This is a genomic window from Quyinboa mangrovi (genome assembly GCF_042219825.1).
In the GTDB taxonomy this organism is placed as follows: domain Bacteria; phylum Bacteroidota; class Bacteroidia; order Bacteroidales; family UBA5342; genus JBHJHP01.
Genome location: NZ_JBHJHQ010000003.1, coordinates 373,360 through 397,218, shown reverse-complemented (window position 1 = coordinate 397,218; position 23,859 = coordinate 373,360). Strand labels below are relative to the sequence as shown.

The 23,859-nt window shown below is 40.1% G+C and carries 19 protein-coding genes; 3 read left to right on the top strand and 16 right to left on the bottom strand.

What is annotated here, in order from left to right; translation table 11 throughout:
• Positions 1 to 8: 8 nt before the first annotated feature.
• The 3 genes from ACE1ET_RS07765 to ACE1ET_RS07755 form a co-directional block, all read right to left on the bottom strand.
• A complete protein-coding gene (locus tag ACE1ET_RS07765; protein WP_375727813.1) occupies positions 9 to 695 on the bottom strand; it encodes a transmembrane-type terpene cyclase in 687 nt (228 codons plus the stop codon).
• A gap of 25 nt (positions 696 to 720) precedes the next feature.
• Positions 721 to 2,475: a hydroxysqualene dehydroxylase gene (locus ACE1ET_RS07760; protein ID WP_375727812.1), complete on the bottom strand. Its 1,755-nt coding sequence runs from the start codon at positions 2,473 to 2,475 to the stop codon at positions 721 to 723.
• Between the two features lie 446 nt (positions 2,476 to 2,921).
• Positions 2,922 to 4,271 (bottom strand): MFS transporter, encoded by a 1,350-nt coding sequence (locus ACE1ET_RS07755; protein ID WP_375727811.1) that lies wholly within the window; start codon positions 4,269 to 4,271, stop codon positions 2,922 to 2,924.
• Between the two features lie 243 nt (positions 4,272 to 4,514).
• On the opposite strand from ACE1ET_RS07755, the gene ACE1ET_RS07750 reads away from it, so the two are divergent.
• Entirely contained in the window at positions 4,515 to 4,991 is a 477-nt protein-coding gene (locus ACE1ET_RS07750; RefSeq protein WP_375727810.1) for a MarR family winged helix-turn-helix transcriptional regulator, read from the top strand.
• Complete coding sequence (locus ACE1ET_RS07745; protein ID WP_375727809.1) at positions 4,975 to 6,333, top strand: MATE family efflux transporter; 1,359 nt, start codon at positions 4,975 to 4,977, stop codon at positions 6,331 to 6,333. The genes ACE1ET_RS07750 and ACE1ET_RS07745 overlap by 17 nt, the downstream gene beginning before the upstream one ends.
• 4 nt (positions 6,334 to 6,337) lie before the next feature.
• Here the strand turns inward: ACE1ET_RS07745 and ACE1ET_RS07740 are convergent, their stop codons facing one another.
• The 3 genes from ACE1ET_RS07740 to ACE1ET_RS07730 all read right to left on the bottom strand — a co-directional run bounded on the left by ACE1ET_RS07740 (position 6,338) and on the right by ACE1ET_RS07730 (position 8,985).
• A complete protein-coding gene (locus ACE1ET_RS07740; RefSeq protein WP_375727808.1) occupies positions 6,338 to 6,952 on the bottom strand; it encodes a hypothetical protein in 615 nt (204 codons plus the stop codon).
• Positions 6,953 to 6,962: 10 nt separating this feature from the next.
• Positions 6,963 to 7,451: an RNA polymerase sigma factor gene (locus ACE1ET_RS07735; protein ID WP_375727807.1), complete on the bottom strand. Its 489-nt coding sequence runs from the start codon at positions 7,449 to 7,451 to the stop codon at positions 6,963 to 6,965.
• 172 nt (positions 7,452 to 7,623) lie between these two features.
• Entirely contained in the window at positions 7,624 to 8,985 is a 1,362-nt protein-coding gene (locus tag ACE1ET_RS07730; RefSeq protein WP_375727806.1) for an NAD(P)/FAD-dependent oxidoreductase, read from the bottom strand.
• A gap of 664 nt (positions 8,986 to 9,649) precedes the next feature.
• On the opposite strand from ACE1ET_RS07730, the gene ACE1ET_RS07725 reads away from it, so the two are divergent.
• Positions 9,650 to 10,246 (top strand): superoxide dismutase family protein, encoded by a 597-nt coding sequence (locus tag ACE1ET_RS07725; RefSeq protein WP_375727805.1) that lies wholly within the window; start codon positions 9,650 to 9,652, stop codon positions 10,244 to 10,246.
• 44 nt (positions 10,247 to 10,290) lie between these two features.
• On the opposite strand, the gene ACE1ET_RS07720 is transcribed toward ACE1ET_RS07725, so the two are convergent.
• The 10 genes from ACE1ET_RS07720 to ACE1ET_RS07675 form a co-directional block, all read right to left on the bottom strand.
• Positions 10,291 to 10,971 (bottom strand): hypothetical protein, encoded by a 681-nt coding sequence (locus ACE1ET_RS07720; protein ID WP_375727804.1) that lies wholly within the window; start codon positions 10,969 to 10,971, stop codon positions 10,291 to 10,293.
• A gap of 70 nt (positions 10,972 to 11,041) precedes the next feature.
• Positions 11,042 to 11,626 carry a hypothetical protein gene (locus ACE1ET_RS07715; RefSeq protein ID WP_375727803.1) on the bottom strand — a complete coding sequence of 195 codons (585 nt, stop codon included), beginning with the start codon at positions 11,624 to 11,626 and terminating at the stop codon, positions 11,042 to 11,044.
• A 47-nt stretch (positions 11,627 to 11,673) separates the two neighbouring features.
• Positions 11,674 to 12,543, bottom strand: a complete 870-nt coding sequence (locus tag ACE1ET_RS07710) for a hypothetical protein (RefSeq protein WP_375727802.1) — start codon at positions 12,541 to 12,543, stop codon at positions 11,674 to 11,676.
• The gene (locus tag ACE1ET_RS07705) at positions 12,543 to 13,259 is read right to left on the bottom strand and encodes a hypothetical protein (RefSeq protein WP_375727801.1); all 717 of its coding nucleotides are present in this window, start codon (positions 13,257 to 13,259) and stop codon (positions 12,543 to 12,545) included. The genes ACE1ET_RS07710 and ACE1ET_RS07705 overlap by 1 nt, the downstream gene beginning before the upstream one ends.
• Positions 13,260 to 13,272: 13 nt before the next feature.
• Complete coding sequence (locus ACE1ET_RS07700; RefSeq protein ID WP_375727800.1) at positions 13,273 to 13,725, bottom strand: hypothetical protein; 453 nt, start codon at positions 13,723 to 13,725, stop codon at positions 13,273 to 13,275.
• Positions 13,726 to 13,898: 173 nt separating this feature from the next.
• Positions 13,899 to 15,155 (bottom strand): T9SS type A sorting domain-containing protein, encoded by a 1,257-nt coding sequence (locus ACE1ET_RS07695; protein WP_375727799.1) that lies wholly within the window; start codon positions 15,153 to 15,155, stop codon positions 13,899 to 13,901.
• A 197-nt stretch (positions 15,156 to 15,352) separates the two neighbouring features.
• Complete coding sequence (locus tag ACE1ET_RS07690; protein ID WP_375727798.1) at positions 15,353 to 16,858, bottom strand: family 43 glycosylhydrolase; 1,506 nt, start codon at positions 16,856 to 16,858, stop codon at positions 15,353 to 15,355.
• Positions 16,858 to 18,432 (bottom strand): GH39 family glycosyl hydrolase, encoded by a 1,575-nt coding sequence (locus tag ACE1ET_RS07685; protein ID WP_375727797.1) that lies wholly within the window; start codon positions 18,430 to 18,432, stop codon positions 16,858 to 16,860. The genes ACE1ET_RS07690 and ACE1ET_RS07685 overlap by 1 nt, the downstream gene beginning before the upstream one ends.
• A gap of 23 nt (positions 18,433 to 18,455) precedes the next feature.
• Entirely contained in the window at positions 18,456 to 20,633 is a 2,178-nt protein-coding gene (locus ACE1ET_RS07680) for a beta-glucosidase (RefSeq protein WP_375727796.1), read from the bottom strand.
• Between the two features lie 333 nt (positions 20,634 to 20,966).
• Positions 20,967 to 23,798: a TIM-barrel domain-containing protein gene (locus tag ACE1ET_RS07675; protein WP_375727795.1), complete on the bottom strand. Its 2,832-nt coding sequence runs from the start codon at positions 23,796 to 23,798 to the stop codon at positions 20,967 to 20,969.
• Between the last annotated feature and the right edge of the window lie 61 nt (positions 23,799 to 23,859).

Sequence of the window (23,859 nt, the reverse complement as noted above, 5' to 3'; positions counted from 1 at the left end):
AAAATCTTTTATTCTAGCACAGCTGCATTTTCCTTTACATTTTTCAGATTCATGCGCTTCATGATTAAATAAATGTACGTTGCATCAAGAACCGTGGTAACAGCACACATGCTTAACAAAAATCCATCAGTGTACTTTAAAAAGCAAAATGCTGAAATCAGCAGAGTACCGACGCCTTTAAACCATGCAGCCCATACATTGAACGGTTGGGTGCGAGACAGGCGAAGCAGCAATGGAATATACATGGCACTCATCATTACATTAAGTATATAGCCTGAATAAGCTCCATTGTGACTGATCGGGTGATCGTAGTTTTTAATGTAGAAAAACAGGATCAGAAACCAGGATGCAATTCCTGATGCAATGATCAGGACTGCTCTTTTACGTAAGGATGGGAGCTCAATTTGTTTGAATCCATACCTGAACAGGTTAAATACAATAAAACAATCCAGAAAGAACCAGATGCGGTAGCCCCAGACATATAACAGGCCCATATTCGTCATGAAAACAAAGCTCCAGAGAAATTCCCACGCAAAATTTGCCGTAACAGCGATCAGAGGAATCTCAATGAATGCACTTTTTTTGATGACTTTAAGTACAACGATATATGTAAAAACCCATAGCAAACATCCCAGTGCAAAAAGGATGTGTTGCAAAACGGTGTAATCTTCAAGATTTATAATCGGCTGTGCCATGATTTCTAATTTTAATTCTCAATAGCTATTTTTTGCTGAACAGATTTTTGAAAAACATAATGATCTTTTCCAAAAGCTTTGCCCAGAACGGTAAATGAAACTGGTATGGCAATCCCTGGTTATATCTTTTTTGATCCCTGTTCCTGAGGTGAGATAAAATATCCGGTTCATGCAGGTTCCAGACTTTACACAGTTCAGCTGTTGAATCTGTGGCTTCCAGAATGGCATTAACCGCCCGGCGTGCAGCTTCATTGGCTCCTTCCATCGTTGCCAGGTCTGTGAAGGTTCGCACATAATCTGATGCAAGGAAGAAGTTCGGAATGCGGGTGTAGGCCTCGGGTCGTAAATCCCACGAATTGATGGTATTCACCAACAATGGTTCTTTGTTGGTGTCATCTTTGTGATGTTCAACTGTGATATCATGGTCAATGTACCAATGCAGAATCTGATCGTCCTTCAGCACCTCTTTCCCATCTACGTTCAGACTTTGCTTCAGTTGAGCCCACACATCTTCCATAATTTCTGTATAGGTACAATCCCTGGCCGGTTTTTTTCCTTTTTTTGTCTTTCCGGTTTTGGGATCTGTGATATCGAACTCTAAAATTCCGTCTGCTTCCCAATCCGAGATGTCAATGGACAAAATCGTTTTCACCTTTCCGTCATACCGGTCTGTCATGTCAAAATCATTCCAGAACTGTAATTGTGAAATGGATGTAATTGCCCATGGCGAATCGGAGTAAATACAGTGCCCATGTACAATATCAATCTCTTCCGATAGATAAAACTGCATCCCGTTCATCCAGGCGACACTCGGTGCCAGCTTCTGAACACCCTCAAGTGTAGGATCTGCCTTTAGCATCTCAGGCGATAATAGCCCCGATGCAACTTCAACCGGTGTGGCTAAAATGTAGTAGTCGCCCGTCACCAGTTTTTTCTGCGGCACCCCTTTTTTATAGGTTTCCACCCAGGCACCACTGATCTTACCATCTTTCATATCCAGTGCAACAGCTGACCAGTTGAAATTATAGGTCACACCTTTCGATTTAAGGTAATCCAGCCATGGGTTGATCCATACATCGTTCGTTGGACCGTTTAAAACGCGGTCGGTATTTACTCCCGGATTGGACATGTTAAACAGGAGCTGCAGAAAAATATCGCCGCCCGTTTTGGTACTGGCTTTTTTGGCATTGGCAGCAACCAGGGTACGCGTTAAACCCTGAACCAGTAAGGCCTGGTATGTTTTGGAAAACCTGTCGGCTTCCAGAAAATCCCACCAACCCAGTTTTTCGTATTCATTCAGCCTGCGATCGTAACACGAGGTCATAAGCTGCCAGACTTTATGTGCAAAAAACGTTTTCTCTTCAGATGTTAGTCCGGTATTGGCATGCATGCTGTGAATCAGCGCTTTCAGGTCGGATAAAGATCTCGGGAAGTTTACCGTTGCCATTATGGGAGCCTTGCCCGATCTTAACAGGCCAACACGGGTTACATCAGAAAGATTATCATATACCCCGGCGCTGTTGTTTTTAAACGGAATCCGTTTCATGGTATCGGTGACGTGCTTATAAAATCCAGGAAAGAACCTGAATCCATGTTCTCCCGGCAGATAAAGCTCAGGATTGGGTTTGTTGGTTCCCGGAACATTTATACTTCTGGCTTTTCCTCCCGGATATATGCGATGTTTTTCATACACTTCAACTTCGAACCCCCTTTCGATCAGTTCGTGTGCGGCGCTCATACCAGCTACACCACCACCTAAAACAATGACTTTTTCGGACATAAAACGTTAATTAGTTAACAGTAAATTGAATGGGTTTAAATCATCCTCATGTAAGTATCCAAATCGTAATAAATGCAGCTTTACTAAACTGCAAATCCAGAAGCGGCTGAATTGCAATGCAACCTGGTTAAGCTGACCTTTTTCGGTCCTGATTAATCAGAAAAATGAAGTGATTAAATAATATAAGTGCACTGAACCCAAGGATCATAATCATCAAAAAACATTGAATGATACGATGCATTATGCGAATAGAGTGGTCGTATTTGAGCCGGAGAATTTTAATGTATGAGGTAAAACCTGTGATTCAACATTTAGTATGAGAGTACATTGAAACACTTATACCTAATAACACTATGATGCATAGAGTTGTTTAACAAGTATGTAAATATGTAAATTTTTAATAAAAAGTATTAATGTTACAATTGCCGGGTTTTATTGGTCCGGATTCAGTTTTCATTATTCAACGCAGCATTTTCAAGCTTCTGAACCTGAAGTTTGTGTTTTTCAAAGTTGATAAATTTCATCATAAAGAGCATAAAAATGATGAAAACAAGGTAAGCCAGGATAACATATTGCCATTCAAAGTGATTTCGTAGTTGACCCATCAGCCAGGCGCCGCAGGTAAGGCCAAGATTTGAGACGGCCATATAAAGAGTGAACTGTGTTGCTGATATGCGCTTCCAGCAAAGATGCATGGCAATGGCAAAAACTGTAATGGTCAAAAAGGCATCGAGTGTATAAAAGGCAATAAAAAATCCGGTCACAAAACTTCTTTCTTTCCACCATGAATGTCCAAATGACATGAGTAAGATTAAAGTTGTTATACAAAGAATATAAATGACAGACATCCGTATTTTGCCAAAGAAATCGATGAGTGCACCCCCTACAAACATTCCCAGAATGCCTGATATAAGTGTTGCGAAAGCGAAAGTCTGAGAATACATGGTGTCTGTCCAGCCAAGTTCCTGCACGGTAAAAACAGGTAGTATGGCATCAATCAATCCCCTTCCTGTGGAAAAGCTGAATGCAGCCATACCCATGAAAAGGCTCACAGGTAAAAAGAATACCCCGAAGAGGCTTTTAAAAATCTTTTTCCAGCTGTGCAATTGAATATTTAAAGATTCCGGTGCACTTTCACCTTTACTCCATGGTAACAGCTTCTCTCCCGGCCGTTCTTTTAAGCACAATGGAATCAGCATAATTAGAATAACTACAGCAGCAAATAAAACCATCGTACTTGTGTAGCCGAAATGGTTGAAAAGCAGACTGGTTGTAGCAACCGTTGCAGAAGATCCAAGAATTTTGGAACCCCACATTAAGCCATTTGCTCTTGCCTGTTGCTTCGCCGGCAAAATATCAATTGCCAGTCCGTCCACGGCGATGTCCTGAAAGATGCTGAACAAACTGCTTAAAAAACCCATGATCATTAAAGGATTCAGATTTGTTAATGGATCACTGACCAAAGACATTCCCAGAAAACTAAGGGCCAATCCAAACTGGCCAAAAAGCAGCCATGGTTTTCTGCGGCCCATTGGTAAAAATGTAAACCGATCCATAAGCGGTGCTGCAATTATTTTAAAACTCCAGGGCAGTCCAATAACGGCTATAAAACTTCCGATTTCGAGCGCACTTTTACCATTCATAGCCAGCCAGGCCGGCAAGGCAAACCAAAGAAGGCCATTGGGAATTCCCTGGGCAAAATATAATGATGCAAATGATAAATACCGGAGAACAGCACTCTCTGATAATGCCGGAATTCGAATACTTTTCTGTTTTGAAACGGGAAATGTCAGCATATGATCAAAATTATTATGGTGATAATAGAAAACCTTGATCAGTTCGGAGAGAATGCAAAATTCCGGAGAGAAAGAGAATAAAATGCAGGTTAACAGATTAGTTATGTAACAATATGAAGACAGTTAAGTTTAAGTATATGCATTTCAATTTACTGCAGGATTTGTTTTCAGCACATAAACAAATGCTGTTGTTTTTATGTTTTTAAGTTAGTTTGAATTCAAACTAAAATGTAATTTTGCAGCATGATTGGATCAAAACAAGAGCAGAACAGAAAATCAATAGGTAAAAACATCGGGTTTTTATCCCGATCGGCTCACCGTTACCTGAAGCATCGATTCCGGGATTATTCCATCGGGCACGCCCAGGTGTTAACACTTCATTTTATCAGCAGGAACGACGGGTTAAGCCAATATGAACTTGGACATTATTTTAACCTTGATAAATCATCTGTTACCTCACAACTGAATATCCTTGAAAAAAACGGATACATTGTCCGTAAACCGGATGAGAATGATTCACGGGGACGAAATATTTTTATCACGGAAAAAACCAAAGCCTTGCTTCCTGAACTGTATGAGCGGTTTTCGGAATGGAGTAAACTATTACTTGAAGGGTTCACGGAAGAGGAGACAGAGATGATTTTTACCCTGATTGGGAAGTTGATTCTTAATGCAGAAAAGGCGATGGAGGAGTTAAGCAGAAATGAAGAAACGAAGTAAAAACCTTACGGAAGGTAATATAAAAAAGCAGCTATATACCCTGACCTGGCCCATGCTGTTTGGCATGATGGGCATGGTTATATTCAATCTTGTGGATACCTATTTTGTGGGGAAACTCGGCGTAAAACAATTGGCTGCCATGAGTTTTAGCTTTCCCATTGTGATGTTTATCAACAGTCTGTCGCAGGGAATAGGAATAGGCACAAGTTCTCTGGTATCCAGAAATTTTATCACTGAGAGCCGGGAAAATGTAAAGCTGATGGCAAGCCGTTCCATATTGCTGGGTGTAATTGTGGTCGCAATTTTCGTGACTGTAGGATTGAACACCATGCTGCCTGTTTTCAGATCACTGGGAGCTGGTGAAGATATTCTGGGGTATGTTGTAGATTACATGGGAGTGTGGTATTTTGGAGTTCCGTTTGTGGTGATTCCGATGATTGGAAACAACATCGTAAGAGCTACAGGTGACACATTTTTACCCGGCATGCTGATGCTCACATCGGCAGTTGCCAATGTTATACTGGATCCGATTCTGATTTTTGGCTGGGGGCCGGTTCCCGCTTTGGGTATAAAAGGTGCTGCCCTGGCAACGGTAATAGGAAGGAGTATTGGACTGATATTTATTTTAATTGTTCTGATCCGCAGAGAAAAACTCCTGACGCTTAAATTCGGAAAGATCAGAGAAATACTGAAAACCTGGCGAAACGTATTGTACATAGCTGGTCCGGCTGCAATCGGCATGCTGATAACCCCTATATCCATTGGCTTCATCACCAAGATTATTGCCGGGTTTGGAAAAGAAGCTGTAGCTGCATTTGGCGTGGCATCACGCGTTGAAATGTTTGCGCTGATGGTCATCGTCTCCCTGGGATCGGTACTGATTATTTTTATCGGACAGAATGTGAGCAAACACAAGTTTGCCCGGATTTTTCAGTCACTCAGCTATTCCATGAAATTTTCCATGTCATGGGGCATTCTGGTGTTTGTTCTGTTTGTATTCTTTGGCAGATTCATCGCGTCGGTATTCACCGATAATGCAATGGTGATCGATATAGCCCGTAAATACTTCTATATTGTTGGCTCAAGCTATGGATTTCAGGGACTGCTTATGTTGAGTGCGTCCAGTTTTAACGGGATCAATAAACCCTATCCGTCAGCCATATTTTCGGTGGTAAGAATGGTGGTTTTATATGCTCCATTAGCGTGGATTGGCTCAAAAATGCTTGGTATAACAGGTGTGTTCTGGGCGGGTTTTACTGCCAATATTCTGGTAGGCTTACTGTCTTACAGTTATCTTCGTAAAACGGTTAGAAAACTGGAACTGGCTGCACAGCCGGCTTAGGTGACTATTCAGCTTCATATTGTCGGATTTCATCCAGGAGGGCTGCGGTCTTTTTAATTTTCTCATCGTATACTTTTCGGTTGATCCAGGCACCCACAAGGTAACCAACTGTAAGAATTATGACGATTTCAATGCCAAACATCACTAAATTCCTGTACAGATCAATTCCTGCCAATTCAATAAATACAACCGGCATTAATGCGATGGTAAAAAAAGGTAAGAGCGCCAGTTCTGTTTTACGGGCTCTGAGAATGAACGAATTTAATATGGTTAATTCTTTTTGAAGCGAAATAATATCAGAGTTGTAAAAGTTGATTCCGGCAAGCATCCGGTATCTTCTTACAGAGAAAAAAAGATACACTGTTGACAAAGTAACAGCAACGAAGCCTGTGATGCTGAATTGTGGCGATTTAAACTGATTTAGAGAAAGAATCGTAATTAAAACGATTGTGCTTGTCATTATGACAAGGCTGATTATCTCCGTAATCAGAGGCTTTCTTATGTTCTTACCAGATTTTTCCAGGTTCAGTTGCAAAAACAGTTCACGATTGAACCGAAGCACTTTATCCAGTTTTTTCTCCTGATCGTTCCATTTTAGTTTTAAATCTTCCAGTTCCATAATCAGCTGATTAAAGATTTTTTAATTGAGTTTTTAATTTCTGCCTGATCCTGTTCAGTTTTGTTCCCACATTGGATTCGGAAATTCCCATAATTTCAGCTATGTCATTGTAGGAAAGATCATCCAGATACAGAAGTATAAGTGCCTTGTCAAATTCAGTTAACCTGTTTATAAAAGCGTAAAGCAATTCATATTGATCATCTTTTTCTGTAATACTTTCGGCAACTTCTGATATTACTGTTTTATCAAGATAGATGAGATTTTTATTTATACGGTAGTCTGTTCTGAAAAATGATATGGCGGTACTAAGGGCTACTTTGTAAAACCAGGTTGAAATTTTTACCCGACCGTCAAATTTAGGATATGAATTCCATAACTGTATAAGAATTTCCTGCTCCAGATCCTGTCTTTTGCCGGGATCCGGGCAATATGAGTGACAAATTTTATAGATCAGATTCCTGTTGCTGTCTATCAGGTCAATAAATTCTTCCTTCTTCACGTGTTGTATTTGGCTTTATTTTATTATTCGCGAAATGATGCTTAAAATCACACCGCGATGAAAAAAATGTAAAAGTATGGGCTGGAGAGGAGTTAAAAAATAAAATTCCGTTAAATATCTGAAACAAAAAAAGGGAAGACAGGCTTCCCTTTTTCATCATTATAGTAACATATTATCGTTCAAGCATTTCCTCTATCATCTCTTTACTTACTGTGTCGTTTTTCTTTGATGAAGGTCGTAGAATCAGACGGATACCTCTGTCGTAGGTAATATAGTTCCATGACCAGTTGGCAAAAACAACAGCCTTACTTCTGAAACCAATAAGAAATAACAGGTGTACAACCATCCATATCATCCAGCCTACCATACCGCTTAGCTTAATGTTTCCCGGTAAATCGGCAACGGCCTTATTCCGTCCTACCGTGGCCAATACGCCTTTATTAAGGTATTTAAAGGTTTTCATTTTCTTTCCCCTGGCTAAATTGTTCAGATTTTTTGCCAGTTGTGTTCCCTGCTGAATGGCTGGTTGAGCTAATCCCGGAAGACCTCCGGGGTATTTTTTATGGTGCATAAATGCGATGTCACCGATAGCAAAAATGCAGTCATAAGTATCTTTTTCTTCAAAGTTCCTGAATACATGATTGGTATCATCAACGTGAATTTTTCCTTTGCTGACGCTGTTCTCTCCAAATCCTTTTATCAGGTTTCCGCGAACACCGGCTGCCCAGATAAGCGTTTCAGATTCAATTTCCTGTCCGTTATCAAGATGCACTACTTTGCCATCGTATGATGTTGTTCTGCATTTCAGGATAATCTGTACACCCATTTTTTCAAGATATTTTCGCGCAGTATTGCCCGATTTACCGGACATCGCAGGAATTACACGATCTTCACCTTCAATAAGGAAAATACGCATACTGTTCATGTCCAGCTGGGGATAATCTTTGGGCAGTACATTATTTTTGAGTTCAGCCAAAGCTCCGCATACCTCAACACCGGTTGGTCCGGCACCAACGACCACGAAGGTCATCAAACGTTCTTTTTCCTTGGCATCTGTAAGAAATTCTGATTTTTCGAACTGTTGAAAGATGTGACTTCGTAAATCAAGTGCATGTGTCACCTGTTTTACTGGGAAGCCATGTTCTGCGATACTTTTGTTCCCGAAATAATTTATTCTGGCGCCTGTAGCCACTACCAGGTAATCATAGTGCAATTGGCCGGCAGAAGTTTGCAAAGTCTTATTTTCAGGATCAATGCGGTTCACTTTCAGCATTCTGAAATATGTATTTTTGTGGTGTTTGGTTACCTTACGCAAGGGCCCTGCAATAGAATCAGGTTCAAGTCCTGCGGTGGCTACCTGGTACAGCAACGGCTGAAACGTGTGATAGTTATATCGGTCCAGTAAAACAACCTGGTACTTTGTGTTATCAAGATGCTTAACCATACGGATTCCCCCAAAGCCACCACCTATAATAACAACTCTTGGCAGATCTGATTCAGGTATATTTACGGAAAGCAGATGTTGATCTGACATTTTAAAAAATTTAATTGGTTTAAAAATAATCCTTGAGTACTTGTTCAATCTTCAGTGGGGAGGAAGTTGAAACTATGATTAAGAGTTTTTTTGTTTATGTTACAAATACCATACTATGTTTTTCCCTTTTTAGTTCACTCACAAAACAACAGTTATTTGGATAGGTTCATTTTAGAGGTGATAATTAGTGAAATTTTTATTTAATTAAGTTTTAAATCAGCCTCGGAATGCTGGAATAAATACTCAACTGTGGATTTTTTACACGCTGCAATACTTTAAAATCCACATTATTTATTGATGAAAATCAGTTCACTGACCCTTTCCTCCCTGATACTCGGCTACAGATCCCTTTTCCGTAATATATGGTACAGCACTTGTTCTTTAATAGGACGAAAACCAATAACTGCAATGATACCAGCAGCAAGCCCATTGCGTTTTAACTGTTAAACGTCATCTGACCTCTTCTTTTATATTTTGTGTTGAGTGCTGAAAACATATAAACATTATCAACCGCAGGCAAGGTATAATTATAGTGATCCAAACATTATAACATGTTAAAATTTACAACTAAATTAACTGGTACATGTTTTACATCCCATAAATATACATAACGACCTTTATTTACTTCCAGAATAAAAAATTAAAGATTCTAAATACAAGTATTATGAAACACAGAAAAAGTTTTCTTTTAGGATTTGTTATGGCGACAATAATTTTTGCTGCTCAGAGTGTTAACCTTTTTGCAGTGAAAAATAATTCTGAGTCTACCAGTAATAATTCAAATGCCTCCATGCAGATGATGGAAGGTAATGTTACAAAAGCTGTTTGTGTTTTAACACCAACGGAGGGAAATAATGTAACGGGGACAATTACTTTTACAAAAGTACCGTCAGGAGTAAAAATTGTAGCAGACGTGGAAGGCTTAACAACTGGCAAGCACGGATTTCATGTCCATGAATATGGAGACATAACAGGTAAAGATGGAAAAACCACAGGTGGTCACTTTAATCCTGACGGGATGAAACATGGTGCACCGGGTGATAAAGAACGACATGTTGGCGATCTGGGTAACCTTGTTGCAGGTCCTGACGGTAAAGCGCATTACGAAAGGGTAGATCATGTGATCAGTTTTAGTGGTGATCATTCCATTATCGGCCGAGCAATTATCGTTCACGCAGGAGAAGATGATCTGAAATCACAGCCAACCGGTGCTGCCGGAGCACGTGTAGCCGAAGGCGTGATAGGTATAGCAAAAGAATAAAACTTAGATTTGCGAGTTATCCGGCAAAGAATTTTGCCGGATTTTTACAGCTTATATTTCACATTCCAGATCAGCATAGGGAACCAGTAACTATTCACATCTTTATGTCCCATGCCTGGTATAAAGTTGCTGTAGCCATATAAGTCTTTGTAATTTCCGGTTGGCAGCGATACCTGGAAATCTACGCTTGAAACTAAGAATTTTAAAAATTTAAATTCATATCCGGCCGAAACACTTAAGCCACTCATCAAAACTCCATGTGAATAAGGAACAGGATACGGGTGGAAATCGAGTTTCGGATCTGTAAATAAGGCTTTTTCATAAACAAAAGAGTTATTCAGAAAAAGTCCTAAATGGACATAGTTAGTTTTTTCGTATGTCTTTCTAAAGTTATAAAAAGCACCGATTTTAAGATAGCCTCCGTTTTGTTTGCTTAAGTCAAATCCTTCATTAACTCCTTTTTTATGAGGAGTAAGGATATATCCAACCACATCATAAGGATTGGTTTTACTGTAATTTAACGTGTAACCAATATCGGCCATACCGGTTATCCATGGTTTATATTCTTTGGAGTAATTACCGTTTATAGTTAATGACGTATATTGTAGCAGGTTCATACCAACATACTGACTACCGGTTTTAGCTGCAATTTTGTTATTGCTGCTTTGAGCTTTAGCGGCCACAATAAAGACCAGCGCAACAAGTATAATCGTAACTTTTTTCATCGAAAAGCATTTAAAATTACTACAAAAATAGTTTTTCATTTGATTAATTTTAGGCAATGATACATATAATTTAAGGTTTATTTTGCCGTGTGATCCATCTTTTGTATCCCACAGTTAGTCTGAAGTTAATGTTACCATACTCAAAAATACCGGTTTCCAATTGGCCAATTCCAGGATAATACTCAGCGCCTATTCCTACAATAATCTGTCTGACATAATTTAAGTAAAAGTCCCGGTTTATTTTAAAGCCTGCAAATGGTGTATGTTTATAATATTCTTTAAAACGATGATTTACAAACCAATCCTGCTCTTTATCTTCTAAAATACCTATGCAGACATCTGCATTGATCGATTTATAAATATCAAAGTTTATACCTGCTTTATAAATATATCCGAATCTTCTCAACCCCCTGTAAACATCATAATTATTATCAATGAGTTCAAAATCCGAATATCTGTAACTGATGTTCAAAAAAAATCGTTTATAATATACTGATAATTCCGGTAATATATTGAAATCAGAAGTCAGCTGTTTCTGATTTGGTATGAACGAATAATTTGGTCCCACATCAAACCGAATTGCCCAGTTTGTTCGGTTTGGTGCTGGTTCATGGATTTCAGAATTCTGCGAATTCGCAACGGGTGCAAAAAACATCAGAAGAAATATCAGTATAACTCTAAAATAGCTAAACATTACAACTTTTATTCATGAAACCGGATACCAACTGTAAAATCTATCCGGCTGACACTTTCATATTCTCCGGCTTCAAACTGAACTTCGGTAATGGTGTTGCCGTCAGAAATATTTATATTGAATAAGTTACCTGCATAAAAAGAAAGCTGAAAACCTAACGCAACCTTATTGCTCAGATCAATATCATATCCGATTTCCAGCAGGTAACCAATGGTATGGCCTTTAATACTGTAATTATCAATCATAATATAGTCGTCTAAATAACTTATGTATCCCAATGATAATGTTGAATAGAAGGCGTTATTCTGCAGTCTGTTATAAGTACGGCTGGTAAGCGTTGGTCCCCAGTAATTTATACGAATATTATCGCTCATTTCCCCATAGGTCCTGCTTCCATCCGGACCTGTGACATAAATATCTGCTGAATTGGAGGTTTTAAACTGACTCAGCCTGAATCCAAAACCCACGGACTCTGATATAAAGTAGGTTATGTCTCCGCCTATGTTTGATCCGGATTTAAGCTTTTTCATATAAGGTAAAAAATCCGTAGGTACATTATCTGCAATCTTCGCAGTCTGATAGCTGTAACCTCCTGAAATGGAAATCCTCAATGGATCATAGTTTCCTGTAAATTTGTGTTTTGATTCAGTTGTTTTTTCAATAGCAAAAAAACCATATCTTATATCTGAAACATCTGATCTGGCTATTAATGTATTCTTGTTCTCTCCTTTATATTTAAGAGTAAAATATATAAAGTCAGATTTTACTTTTGTGATTCTGCAATTTAGAGAATCCGCGTCAGTGGTGACAATTAAATCCTGAGAAAAGGAAGAATATGCACAGGCAAAGAGTATAAAAATGCTTAGTACTTTTTTCATTATTTCTTCGATTTTAAAGAGTTATATTCAGCACGCCCCGTTTCAAAATCAACAATTTCAAGTTTAGGCCTGCCTACCATTAGGCCTAAGGTTACACCACAGCGCAAAAAGTATGTATGACCAAACTTTATATCTATAGGTACTTCAGCTTTAGACTCTGTTTTAGCCCATAGGATATTATCTCCTTCTTTTTTAAGTATTACCGACTGACAGAACTTATTTGTAACCCGGCATAATAAGGAATCACCCAGATAGAGGTTGTAACTGACAAGTGCACCGGTTCCACCATACCTGTAAATATTTACTATAGCGTAATCACCATCGAATAAAGTATCCTTCAGCGTGTGCGACCTAAGTTCATCAATATTATCTGTTCGAAGTATTCTGGCAGTTATTCTGTGACATGAACTTCCCATTGCTGACGGGGGCTTGTGTTGATCTATTTTCAGAACATTTCCTCCTGCTTTTCGTGCCTCTAAGATTGCTTTATCCATAACGGTTTGGTAGTCACAGTTAGTACTGAATCCAGTATCACCAAGCTTCACCGTTCCTATTTCTACCGCATCTTCAGGCACCTTGTCCTGTAACCCAAGAATGAGAACGTCTTCATTATAATTTAGTGGTGGATATTTAGTCGAAATAGTTGTGTATACAGAAGGATTACATGACGCTAAAATCATACAAAACAACAATACTAAAAGAGAATTTTTTTTCATTTGGTTCAACAGGTTAATTTCGTTTTTGTATATAGTAAGTTTTCCATTTTGGCAGGGATAAGCCAATTAAACCCCCGATTGCAGCTCCTCCAATTGAGAACTTAAAAATTCGTTTACCATCATCCAGACCATGAGGCGTGGAGTTTTTGTAAGTAGATAATGCCCCGATAGCAGTGGATATAAGTCCTCCCCAAAATGCTCCGGCTGCAAAATGATTTCCTTCAGGCACTTGCAGGTATTTAACATTTTTAAGAGCCAGACTTTCATAGATCTGATTTTCTATTGACATAAAATTCAAACTGTCAGATTTTATATTCATATTTAATCCGTTATAACTATTAAAGTCAGTTGTAGTGATTTTAGCCTGCAGGTAAAAGGATTTTGGAGGAAGGTTACTTTTCTTTAACTGTGCAAAAGCCGAAGCAGTCAGCAGTGTAAAAATTAAAACTACAGATAAATTTCTCATTTCAGGTATTCATTTTATGCAAAAAGTTAAGATTGAACAGGTTAATTATTATCAAATAAGTTTTGCGCGTTCCGATGTTCAAGGAACTATCAACGGACTAAAAGTAAATAATCGGAATTATTTTTCAAAAACTTAAATCTAACTTTTCAGCTTTGGCTGTCTATTTATATTCATTATAACCTGACAAGCTTGGCGGTAGAGGAGAAGTCGTCTGTAATAATTCTGTAGTAATAAATCCCTGATGGATATCTATCTAAAGGTATTTTGTATTTATAATCGCCCGGATTCTGAAATTCTGAAACGACCTTTTCTATCTCTTTTCCACTGTGATCCAGAACAGTCAATTTGATATTTGAACTTTTAACCAGCGTATAAGTTATGTAGGTTTCTGATGTAGCAGGATTAGGGTAGCTGTTCAGGTTCAGTTGACCTGTTATTTCAGATATGCCGGTAACTGCTTCAGGCTGAAGTGCCGGATAAAGGTAATAGTTGTTCCCGTCATTACAGGCTGCTATGATATATGCGCCGTTTGAATAATTAATAATTGGCCTGTCATATTTTATGGTTCCGTAATAAGCATTGTTTTTATAAAGCGTTCCCTGTGCAGACCAGTTATAGTCTTCAATAACCTGATTATAAACACCTTCATAGGCATCGTTATAAAACGAAGTACCTCCTATCCAGAAGCAGTTGGCATTTTCAAATCTGTAACTGCCAAGGCTCCCGGTTACAGAATTATTATTGATAATCTGACGGCTTTGTACGTAGATGCCGGTATTGCTATTATGCCCTATGCTTGTATAATACTTTTCGTTTATGTCATAAGTAAGTGTCGAAGAGGCAACTGAACCCATAGTTTCATTAACATAATCGCCAAAGGCAAATCCGCTTTCTACCTCCTCGTTGTTATTGCCTGTATTTGTAAGATTAACATTGTAGTTTATTTCATCTATTCTTGTACTTCCGGTCATGGTTCTGGTCCAGTAAATTTTGCCGTCCTGCGGTCCTGTCTCGCTTTGTATTCTCAGGTTTAAAATGTTTGGGATCACCGATATAAAGTCCATGGCATGCGATCGTTTAAAATCATATTCGTCACCATCAACATACCCATCAATGGCATTGAATATAAATTGAATCATGTCTCCATTTGCATAATTCAGAACCATTTTATCGGCTGGGGCCGAACTAAATGTCCAGTAATCAAAATTGGTGGAACTTTGAGTCAGGGTTCCTGTCGTAGTTTTATATCCTGTAATATCTGAAGCATACCATACCGCATCTACGGATAATGATATCAGCTCTTTAGACTGATTGATGACATCCTCAGAACCGTGAAAAAGTTGTTTTAAAATATCTGCATCCGACTGGGAATAACTGATACACGGAGAAAGAAAAAATAAAAGGAGGAATTGGTAAAGCGGAGTATTCATTGACGCAAGTATTAAGATTACTATAAAAAATCTTGTCCAACTGTAATTCCTGAAGTGGAATATTCAAATAATAACTGATCAAACTATGCGCTGAACGGTATCAAACAAATAAAGTTAAGGAGATTTTTTAAATATAACATGCAGGGATTGATATTTGAATAACAATTTTTACATCTTAAACCGGTATGCGCCCGATATTATTTTATATGTCCATATTTGAAATTCCTGAATCTTACCTTTCCTTTTCCTATGGAACACAATCCGATACGCATGCTCATAAAGCCACCTAGAACATTATGGTGAAAAGCTGAAACTTCAAGCGAGTTTTCTGTCTTATTCCATGATTTCCCGTCTGTGCTGTAATACATATCCACAATATTATCCACATTTTTTATTCTGAGAAAGACATGTCTGTTCACGACATTTTTTTCTGTTTCAAACTGCCAGCCCCTGATATTGGTAAGAATATTTTTAGAATCAGCAAGAATTCCCGAATAAGCATTTTTGTTATAGAAGACAACCAACCCGGCTATGGCATCATTTTCAATAACAATTTCTACCTCTGCGGTATAAGAGTGGTGTGATGGCATACAAAGCAGAGGAGAGCACTCCGGAATAGAGTTCCCTTTTCCATTAATTATTATGCCCTTATCAAAGCTGAACCTTGAAGCATCATATTCCCCGAAAAACTTCCAGTGCGGTTTAAGTTTCTTTTCACTAAAATCATCATTTAATGAAAACGGTGATTTGGGCTTATGGATAACATCTTTTTTAACGGGACTTTCCAGGCTGAGATGATCAGGTATTCTGTACCAGCCATCCGGCGTCCATTCAATTGGTAACAGCAATGTTTGACGGCCCATGTTGTAATGCTCATGCTCATAGCCATGAAAAACAATCCACCATTTACCCTCGGCATCTTCAAATACGGTACCATGACCCACCGAACCCCATTTTTCATCGTTGGTTTTGGCTCTAAGCACCGGATTATACGGGGAGTTTTCCCAGGGACCCAAAGGTGATTCTGAACGGGCCGATATCACCATGTGTCCGGTTGGAGGACCTGCCGTTCCGCCTTCTGCAACCGTCAGATAATAGTACGCTTCGTGCTTAACCAGTTTGGGTCCTTCCATACAAAAACATTCCACAGACCAATCCCTTGGTATTTCCCAGCCACCATAACTGTGCTTAATATCCCCTGAGATAGACATGCCGTCTTTGCTTAATGGTATATAACTGCCACTGCTGAAATAGAGATAGCGGTTTCCTTCCCTGTCTGTTACATGGCCCGGATCAATCATGCTTACATCCAGTTCTACCGGGTCACTCCACGGACCTGCAATGTTATCGGCAGATACAACATAATTTGTACCACTTGCCGGGAAATAAATGTAATATTTCCCTTCATATTTAACGAGGTCGGGTGCCCATACGGAACCAACATATTTAAACAGGGCATTGGCCACCGGTGTCCAGTTTATTAAATCGGTGGAATGCCATATTAACAATCCCGGATAATATTCAAAAGACGAATGGACCATATAGTAGTCTTTTCCGTCGACCAGGATACTCGGATCAGGATAATCACCTGAAAAAACGGGATTCTGGAACGCGTTTTTTGTTAATTCATTCTTTTGATACTGTGCATTTAGAACCGAAGTAAGAGAAATGAACAGGAGAAATAAAATTACTTTCTGTTGCATTATAGTTGTATTAGGTTGATCAGATATACATCATTCTCCCGAAGCGGGAATTCATGTTTGAACTTTCCGGTCGCATCAATGGTCGTCAACACAGAAAGTTCTGCTTCGCCATTACTTTCCTGTTTGAGAAACTCTACCTGTTTTTTTGTCAGCTGATCCGGTTTATCAAGGTGGCAGTACAGGGTATACGGATCGTTATGCATGTAGCCGGTTCGGTACACTTCAAGCCGGTATCTGCCTTCCGGAATGCCGGATAAATCTACAGTCACTGTTCCTTTGTCTTTTGCCGGCAAATCTTTAATGTAATAGTCCTGGTTATTGACAGAATCAGGCAAAGTGTAGGTATAATCCCAGAACAGAACCTGATATGTATTATCATCATTTTTACATATCCAGGAGGCCTTATCATCATTCTGAAGCTCTTTACTTCCAAGCTTATTCATAAAGGCATATGCATGATATGCCGGTTTTTTAATACCCTGGGTATTCATCAATCCAAAGCCACCATGAAAAGGCGTAAATCGGGGACCGGCCTCTTCAAAAATATCGGTAAAAACCCAGTAAGACATGGATGTTGCCGCATCACCGGATTGCTTTATTCTATCCAGTATATATGCTGCTTCGTGATAGCTGTCGTGTAAAGGATCCGCAGGGGTATAAGATGAACTCCATTCCGTATAATGCAATTCCAGGTCCGGCATTTTAGACGCTGCGATCTCTTTTCGGGACTGAATAACGTCCTGGCTCACGCTCCGGTCATTTTGACTCAGTCTGGTTCCTCTTCCTCCGAATTCATCCAGAAATCCTGCATCCACGCCATATGAATGGGTACTGATAAAATCCAGCGGAACACTGTTTTTGTAACAGTATGCGATCATTTCCGGTTCCCATGCTGCACCAGCAGTTGCAGGGCCACCCACCTTATAATCCGGGTTTACACTTTTAACAGCATTGGCTGCATAGGTATACAGTTTAAAATAGTCTTCCTGTGATCCGGTCCAGAATCCGGGTGTCAGGTTAGGCTCATTCCATACTTCAAAATACCAGGTATTTACTTCATCCGATCCGTAACGTTCGGTCCAGTGCAACACGAGGTTTCGAATCAGATCGCCCCATTTGTTATAGTCTTTCGGAGGTGTGACATTACCTTTCCACCAGAAAATGGTTTCCCTTCCGCTAGCCAGCGCAGAAGGCATAAAGCCCAGTTCAACAAAGGGCTTCATTCCAATGTCAAGAATATAATCATACATTACATCGATGTACTGAAAATTATATACAGGATTTCCCTGCCTGTCTTCTTTATATACAGCCATGTCGTCTGTTAACAGACCGTGCATTCTGATATATCTGAAATCGCAGTCCTGTTTTACAGTTTTCAGTTGTTGCTGCCAGTCAGCCCTTAAACCTTCATTTGCTCTGCCGGCACCGATACATTCCTTGAACATTTGATTCATCGGACCCTTCTCATGCTCAACATCAGCTGAAATAGTGCGGTTATTGGTTCCGTTCTGTGCCGTAAGAATTTCTAATGAAGAAATCAGAAGAAGACATGTATAAAGAAAAAATACTTTCATCGGGATTTCAGTTTCACGTTTGGTTAATCGATTTTTATTTTCAGTTTTTGTGCAATATTATCAGATGCATTACCCACATAAACGATGTAATTACCTTTTTCAAGTGACCAGTCAGCTGCTGATTCGTTGTAGTATGCCAGGTCGTTAACGTTTAATTCCACCAACACCTGTTCCGATTTGCCGGCTTTCACATATACCTTTTTAAATCCCTTCAGCTCTTTTAAAGCCCGCGTCACTTCAGATCCGGGCTTTCCGATATAAACCTGAATAACTTCAGCGCCATCCCTGGAGCCTGAGTTTTTGACCTCACAGCTTACCCGGATCTTATCATCCGCAGAATACGTTTTTTTGTCCGTTTTAATATTATTCAGATCAAAGCCGGTATAAGACAAGCCGTATCCAAAGGCAAATTGTGGTTTTATCTTTTTTGTATCATGCCAGCGGTAACCTACCAGTATACCTTCTTCATAAACCACATCAACGTTATTGCCGGGATAGGAGAGTTCACCGAAATGATGGGCCACATTGTCCTCAAGTTTAACCGGGAATGTGAACGGCAGTTTCCCTGACGGATTCACGTCACCGCTGATCACTTCTGCAACGGCATTACCGGCTTCACTGCCCAGGTACCAGCTTTGCAGTACAGCTTTTACCTTGTTGAGCCATGGCATGGCAACCGCATTGCCACTGACCAGTACCAACCCGATGTTCGGATTCACTTTTGAAATTTCAGTAATCAGTTCTTCCTGTCCGAATGGCAGACCAAAGGTCAAACGGTCGCCACCTTCACAATCCTGGTGATGGTTCTTGTTCAACCCTCCGATGAAAAGCACCATGTCGGCAGATGCTGCAGCTTTTACAGCAGCTTTAAACAGAGAATCTGCATCCAGTTTAGAGGGTATTACCCTGCCATAAGCAGATGGACCTGAAGCATAACCCATGGCATGGATGATGGTTGCATTTTTAAAGCGGTTTTTAATGCCCTGAAGAGGAGAAATTTCATATTGCGCTTTCAGTTCGGATGAACCACCACCAATCGTCATGGATTTGGTGGCATTTTCTCCGATTACGGCAATGGTCATGGTTGTTTCCGGATCGAGTGGAAAAAAACTGTCCGTATTTTTCAGCAAGACTATACCATCCGTCGCAATTTTACGTGCGGCATCCTGGTGCGCTTTGGTATTCTTATTGCCTGCTGGCCGGTTTGCATTCATATTGGTGCGAAGCATCAGACGGAGGATCCGCCTTACTTTATCGTCCACAACCGATTCATCGATTTTCCCTTCTTTCAGTAATGCATAAAAAGGAGAGGCCAGGTAATAATGGTCGTAGGCATATTCTTCACTGTCTGTCATTCCGTTTGTCATGGTTCCCATTTCCATATCAAGGCCGTATAATGCGGACTCCATGGTGTTATGAGCACCGCTCCAATCCGAAACGACAACGCCATCAAATCCCCAGTCTGTCTTCAGTATTTTGTTTAACAGGATTTCATTATGGCAACAATGTTGTTCATTATATTTGTTGTAAGCGCCCATCAGTGCCCAGGCCTCACCTTTGGTCACAGCGGCCTTAAAAGCGGGCAGATAAATTTCATGCAAGGCACGGTCGCTAACCTTCACATTGATGTGTCCGCGCCACTCTTCCTGATTGTTGAGTGCATAATGTTTCACACAGGCAGCAACACCACTTTTCTGAACGCCCTGAATATAAGGCACTACCATGGTGGAAGCCAGAAACGGATCTTCGCCCATGTATTCAAAATTGCGGCCATTCATTGGTGTACGGTAGATATTCACGCCGGGTCCCAGCAGCACATCCTTTTTGCGGTAGCGTGCTTCTTCGCCAACAGCAAATCCGTATTCTCCCGAAAGCTCAGGATTAAAAGTTGCCGCAAGACAGGTTAAAGCAGGGAATGCAGTGATGGAGTCGTTGGTCCATCCTGCATATCCCCAATCGTCCCAGTTGATCTCTGCCCTCACACCATGAGGACCATCCGACATCCAGACTTCAGGGATACCCAGCCGTTCCACTCCGGGTGTACTGAATTTGGATTGTGCGTGGCACATAGCCACCTTCTCTTTCAGGGTAAGTTTTGACAGGATCGATTCAATCTCTTTATCCATAGCTGTACTACTCTGAGCATGCATTATTCCTGTAAAAAAGAAAGCTGTCAGGATTAAAAACAAGGTTCTGTTCATCGTTATATTTTTTAATTTCATATAATGTTTTCGCAAATTGGTTCTCTAACAATTCTGATCAATCATTGTGAACATTAAGAATAAGTGTTTTTCAATTCTATATTTTTTGAGTAAACGAGGCTTTTCAAAAAGACAAATAAAAACATTTTGAACTTATAAATTGTAAGCAATCTTTCTTTTACCCCTCCAAACCTCTCCGTCAGCTGACGGAAGGCTTTAAGTCCCCTTCCGGGGATTTAGGGGTAATTTAGTAAAAACTACTTACAATCCGTAAGTAAAGATAATTCTGATATTACTTTTGGGACAGCCTCTTGAGAAAAATCCATTCATCATTTACTTTAACCTGACATTTACCGGTTCACCCGCATAAGTCACTTTTTTAATGTCAGGATTCATTGCATATAACTCAACACTATTCTGTTCTGTAATTATGACCACATTAAATATTCTTTCTTTCAGCATCCCATTGAAGCTGCCCTTTCGTGAACCGATGGTGAGGATACCCTCGTCATTATTCCAATTGAAAGTTATGACTGAATAGGCTCCCTTTTCGTAATTATAGTTGGTTCCTTCATCTTCATACAAATCAAACGTGGCATTATCTCCGGCATATACAAACAGGGTTATGGGATCTGCCGGCTTTTGACCGGTATATTCGATCTCCGGTCCGAACGGAATTATTGAACCGGCTTTGACATAAAGCGGCATCCGTTCATATGGCGCTGCTGCCTCTATCTGACGTCCACCCTTTTCAAATTTACCATTATACAGGTTGTACCAGCCTTTTGATTCGGGCAGGTAAACGGTTCTCGATCTTGCCTTGTACTGATAAACCGGAGCTACTAACAGTGAAGGACCAAACATATACTGATCCCCGATATTGTAAACAGAGCTGTCTTCTGCAAAATCCATGGCCAGGCCACGCATAAGGGTATAATCTTTCAGGTAGGTCCAGCCGGTCATACTGTAAATGTAAGGCATGAGCCTGTAACGCAGCTTATCGTAGTACAACATCGACTGATAGGCAGGATGGTCTTCCGGAGCCAGGTTGAACATTTCACGATACGGGAACTGCCCGTGAACCCTGAAAAGAGGTACAAAAGCCCCAAACTGGAACCATCGTGTATTCAGTTCTCGCCATTCGTCCATATCTTCACTGCCTTCTTTGGCTCGTTCAAATCGTTTTTGAACCGAAAAACCACCAATGTCCATTGTCCAGTATGGCAATCCTGCCATGGCAAAATTAATACCGGCAGGTATCTGTGCTTTCATATCTTCCCAGCAGGTTCCGATGTCACCACTCCAGGTTGCAGCACCATAACGCTGAATTCCTGCAAATCCGGAACGGGTCAGAATAAATATTCTGTTGTTATTTCCAAGTGATCTCTGACCTTCATAAATACCTTTGGCATTCATCAGTGCATAGGCATTGAAATATTGGGTTGACGGTCCCAACGCGGTAGGGTTCATCAGTTTTTTACGATAAGCAATACTTGCATTGGACTGTATATCAGGCTCGGTGGCATCCAGCCACCAGGCATCAAAGCCTTTGGAATAAAGTTTTGTTTTTATCTGATCCCAGAAAAGTTGTCTTGCATCCGGATTATAAGCGTCATAAAATGAACCAATATAGCCGGGTGGTATCCAGTCGCGAATACTGTCCTTCACCGCCTGCCTGTACATCCAGCCCTGTTCATCAAAAGCTTTAAAATGGTCAGTGTTGATGTAAAATTTTGGCCAAACCGAGATCATGATGCGGGCATGCATGTCATGAACGGCTTTATTCATGCCTGCTGCATCAGGAAAACGCTTCAGATCAAAATTGTGGCTCCCCCATTGGTCAACAGGCCAGTATGACCAGTCCTGCACAATATTATCGATTGGAATATGCTTTTCTCTAAACGTTTTTAAGGTATTCAGCAGTTCATCCTGTGTTTTGTACCGTTCACGGCTTTGCCAGAATCCCATGGCCCATTTCGGCATAACCTGTGCTTTCCCGGTTATCTTACGGTAACCACTGATAACATCATCGATAGATTCTCCGGTGATGACATAGTAACGGATATTCTTACCCATCTCAGAGTAAAATGAGATGTTGTTTTGTCGCTCCGGATCAACAGGAGAGAGAACTTTAAGTCCGATATAGGATACACCACCATCAGGAATCCATTCCAGTTTAATATGGTGTTTTTCTCCTTTTTTCATGTTCACGTTAAACTTGGCAACAGAAGGATTCCATGAGGTCCTCCATTTGTCAAACTGCAGTTCACCGTCAATCCACGATCTGGTGTACCCTGCATAGTAACAGAGAAAGCGGTAGATCCCGTTCTCAGTGGCTTCCATGTCACCTTCCCAGGTAATCTCAGCCCTGTTGAATTTAAAATTATCAGGAAAGTCAGTAATCGTTTCCAGATTTTCATAATCAATGGTTGATTCTGTACGTGTGGTGAAAACATGATCAGTATTCCTGTCATCAATGTATGTGGCAGTAAGTCCTCCTTTTTTGCCTTCGTTATTATAAAGGGATAAGCTGTTGATATTGTCATAGGGTCTAGAATCACCAAACCGGGTTAGTGAATAATTATCCCACAGTATGCCATAGTTTTTGGTAGAAACGATAAACGGAACGGATACCTTGGTATTATACTGGAACAGTTCCTCGTTTTTCCCTTTGTAATTGATTTCATCTGCCTGATGTTGCCCGAGACCGTATAAGGCCTCATCTTTTGGAGTAATGAATTGTTGTTGCAGGCTGTAAGCATCCACTCCGTCTACCGATACCGGCTCAAAAAGCCTGCCCTCATTTTCAGGTTCATGAATAACGGGAGAACCATCCGGTTTAAAATAGCTGATTTCGCCGGTTTGTTTGGAAACTTTTACCAGTAATTTGGATGTGGCCAGCTCAACAACAGAGTCGTTTTCAGTGGTTTTAAAGGATACCTGATCAGGAGCAGGAACCTCAATGAGACTTTTTGTATCATCAAATTCCTTACTGGCAGAAGCTTCCACTTTTACAACAGAATTGGTTAAAAAAGTGATCCTTACAGCTTTGGTCTGAGATTTTTTTTGAGGATAGGTAATAACACTGTTTTTTTCTGTTACCACAGATGGTTGTTTACATGCTGTAATTAAGCAGATAAGCAGAATGGGATATAGTATCTTCATAGTCATTTTGTTAAACTCACACACTGAATGAAAGTGGTGATAACTGTTAGTTTACCAGGCT

What these genes read in the sequence shown, in the direction of transcription:
- ACE1ET_RS07765 (WP_375727813.1), bottom strand. Translation starts at nt 695, where the DNA reads ATGGCACAGCCGATTATAAATCTTGAAGATTACACCGTTTTGCAACAC.
- ACE1ET_RS07760 (WP_375727812.1), bottom strand. Translation starts at nt 2,475, where the DNA reads ATGTCCGAAAAAGTCATTGTTTTAGGTGGTGGTGTAGCTGGTATGAGC.
- ACE1ET_RS07755 (WP_375727811.1), bottom strand. Translation starts at nt 4,271, where the DNA reads ATGCTGACATTTCCCGTTTCAAAACAGAAAAGTATTCGAATTCCGGCA.
- ACE1ET_RS07750 (WP_375727810.1), top strand. Translation starts at nt 4,515, where the DNA reads ATGATTGGATCAAAACAAGAGCAGAACAGAAAATCAATAGGTAAAAAC.
- ACE1ET_RS07745 (WP_375727809.1), top strand. Translation starts at nt 4,975, where the DNA reads ATGAAGAAACGAAGTAAAAACCTTACGGAAGGTAATATAAAAAAGCAG.
- ACE1ET_RS07740 (WP_375727808.1), bottom strand. Translation starts at nt 6,952, where the DNA reads ATGGAACTGGAAGATTTAAAACTAAAATGGAACGATCAGGAGAAAAAA.
- ACE1ET_RS07730 (WP_375727806.1), bottom strand. Translation starts at nt 8,985, where the DNA reads ATGTCAGATCAACATCTGCTTTCCGTAAATATACCTGAATCAGATCTG.
- ACE1ET_RS07725 (WP_375727805.1), top strand. Translation starts at nt 9,650, where the DNA reads ATGAAACACAGAAAAAGTTTTCTTTTAGGATTTGTTATGGCGACAATA.
- ACE1ET_RS07720 (WP_375727804.1), bottom strand. Translation starts at nt 10,971, where the DNA reads ATGAAAAAAGTTACGATTATACTTGTTGCGCTGGTCTTTATTGTGGCC.
- ACE1ET_RS07715 (WP_375727803.1), bottom strand. Translation starts at nt 11,626, where the DNA reads ATGTTTTTTGCACCCGTTGCGAATTCGCAGAATTCTGAAATCCATGAA.
- ACE1ET_RS07710 (WP_375727802.1), bottom strand. Translation starts at nt 12,543, where the DNA reads ATGAAAAAAGTACTAAGCATTTTTATACTCTTTGCCTGTGCATATTCT.
- ACE1ET_RS07705 (WP_375727801.1), bottom strand. Translation starts at nt 13,259, where the DNA reads ATGAAAAAAAATTCTCTTTTAGTATTGTTGTTTTGTATGATTTTAGCG.
- ACE1ET_RS07700 (WP_375727800.1), bottom strand. Translation starts at nt 13,725, where the DNA reads ATGAGAAATTTATCTGTAGTTTTAATTTTTACACTGCTGACTGCTTCG.
- ACE1ET_RS07695 (WP_375727799.1), bottom strand. Translation starts at nt 15,155, where the DNA reads ATGAATACTCCGCTTTACCAATTCCTCCTTTTATTTTTTCTTTCTCCG.
- ACE1ET_RS07690 (WP_375727798.1), bottom strand. Translation starts at nt 16,858, where the DNA reads ATGCAACAGAAAGTAATTTTATTTCTCCTGTTCATTTCTCTTACTTCG.
- ACE1ET_RS07685 (WP_375727797.1), bottom strand. Translation starts at nt 18,432, where the DNA reads ATGAAAGTATTTTTTCTTTATACATGTCTTCTTCTGATTTCTTCATTA.
- ACE1ET_RS07680 (WP_375727796.1), bottom strand. Translation starts at nt 20,633, where the DNA reads ATGAACAGAACCTTGTTTTTAATCCTGACAGCTTTCTTTTTTACAGGA.
- ACE1ET_RS07675 (WP_375727795.1), bottom strand. Translation starts at nt 23,798, where the DNA reads ATGAAGATACTATATCCCATTCTGCTTATCTGCTTAATTACAGCATGT.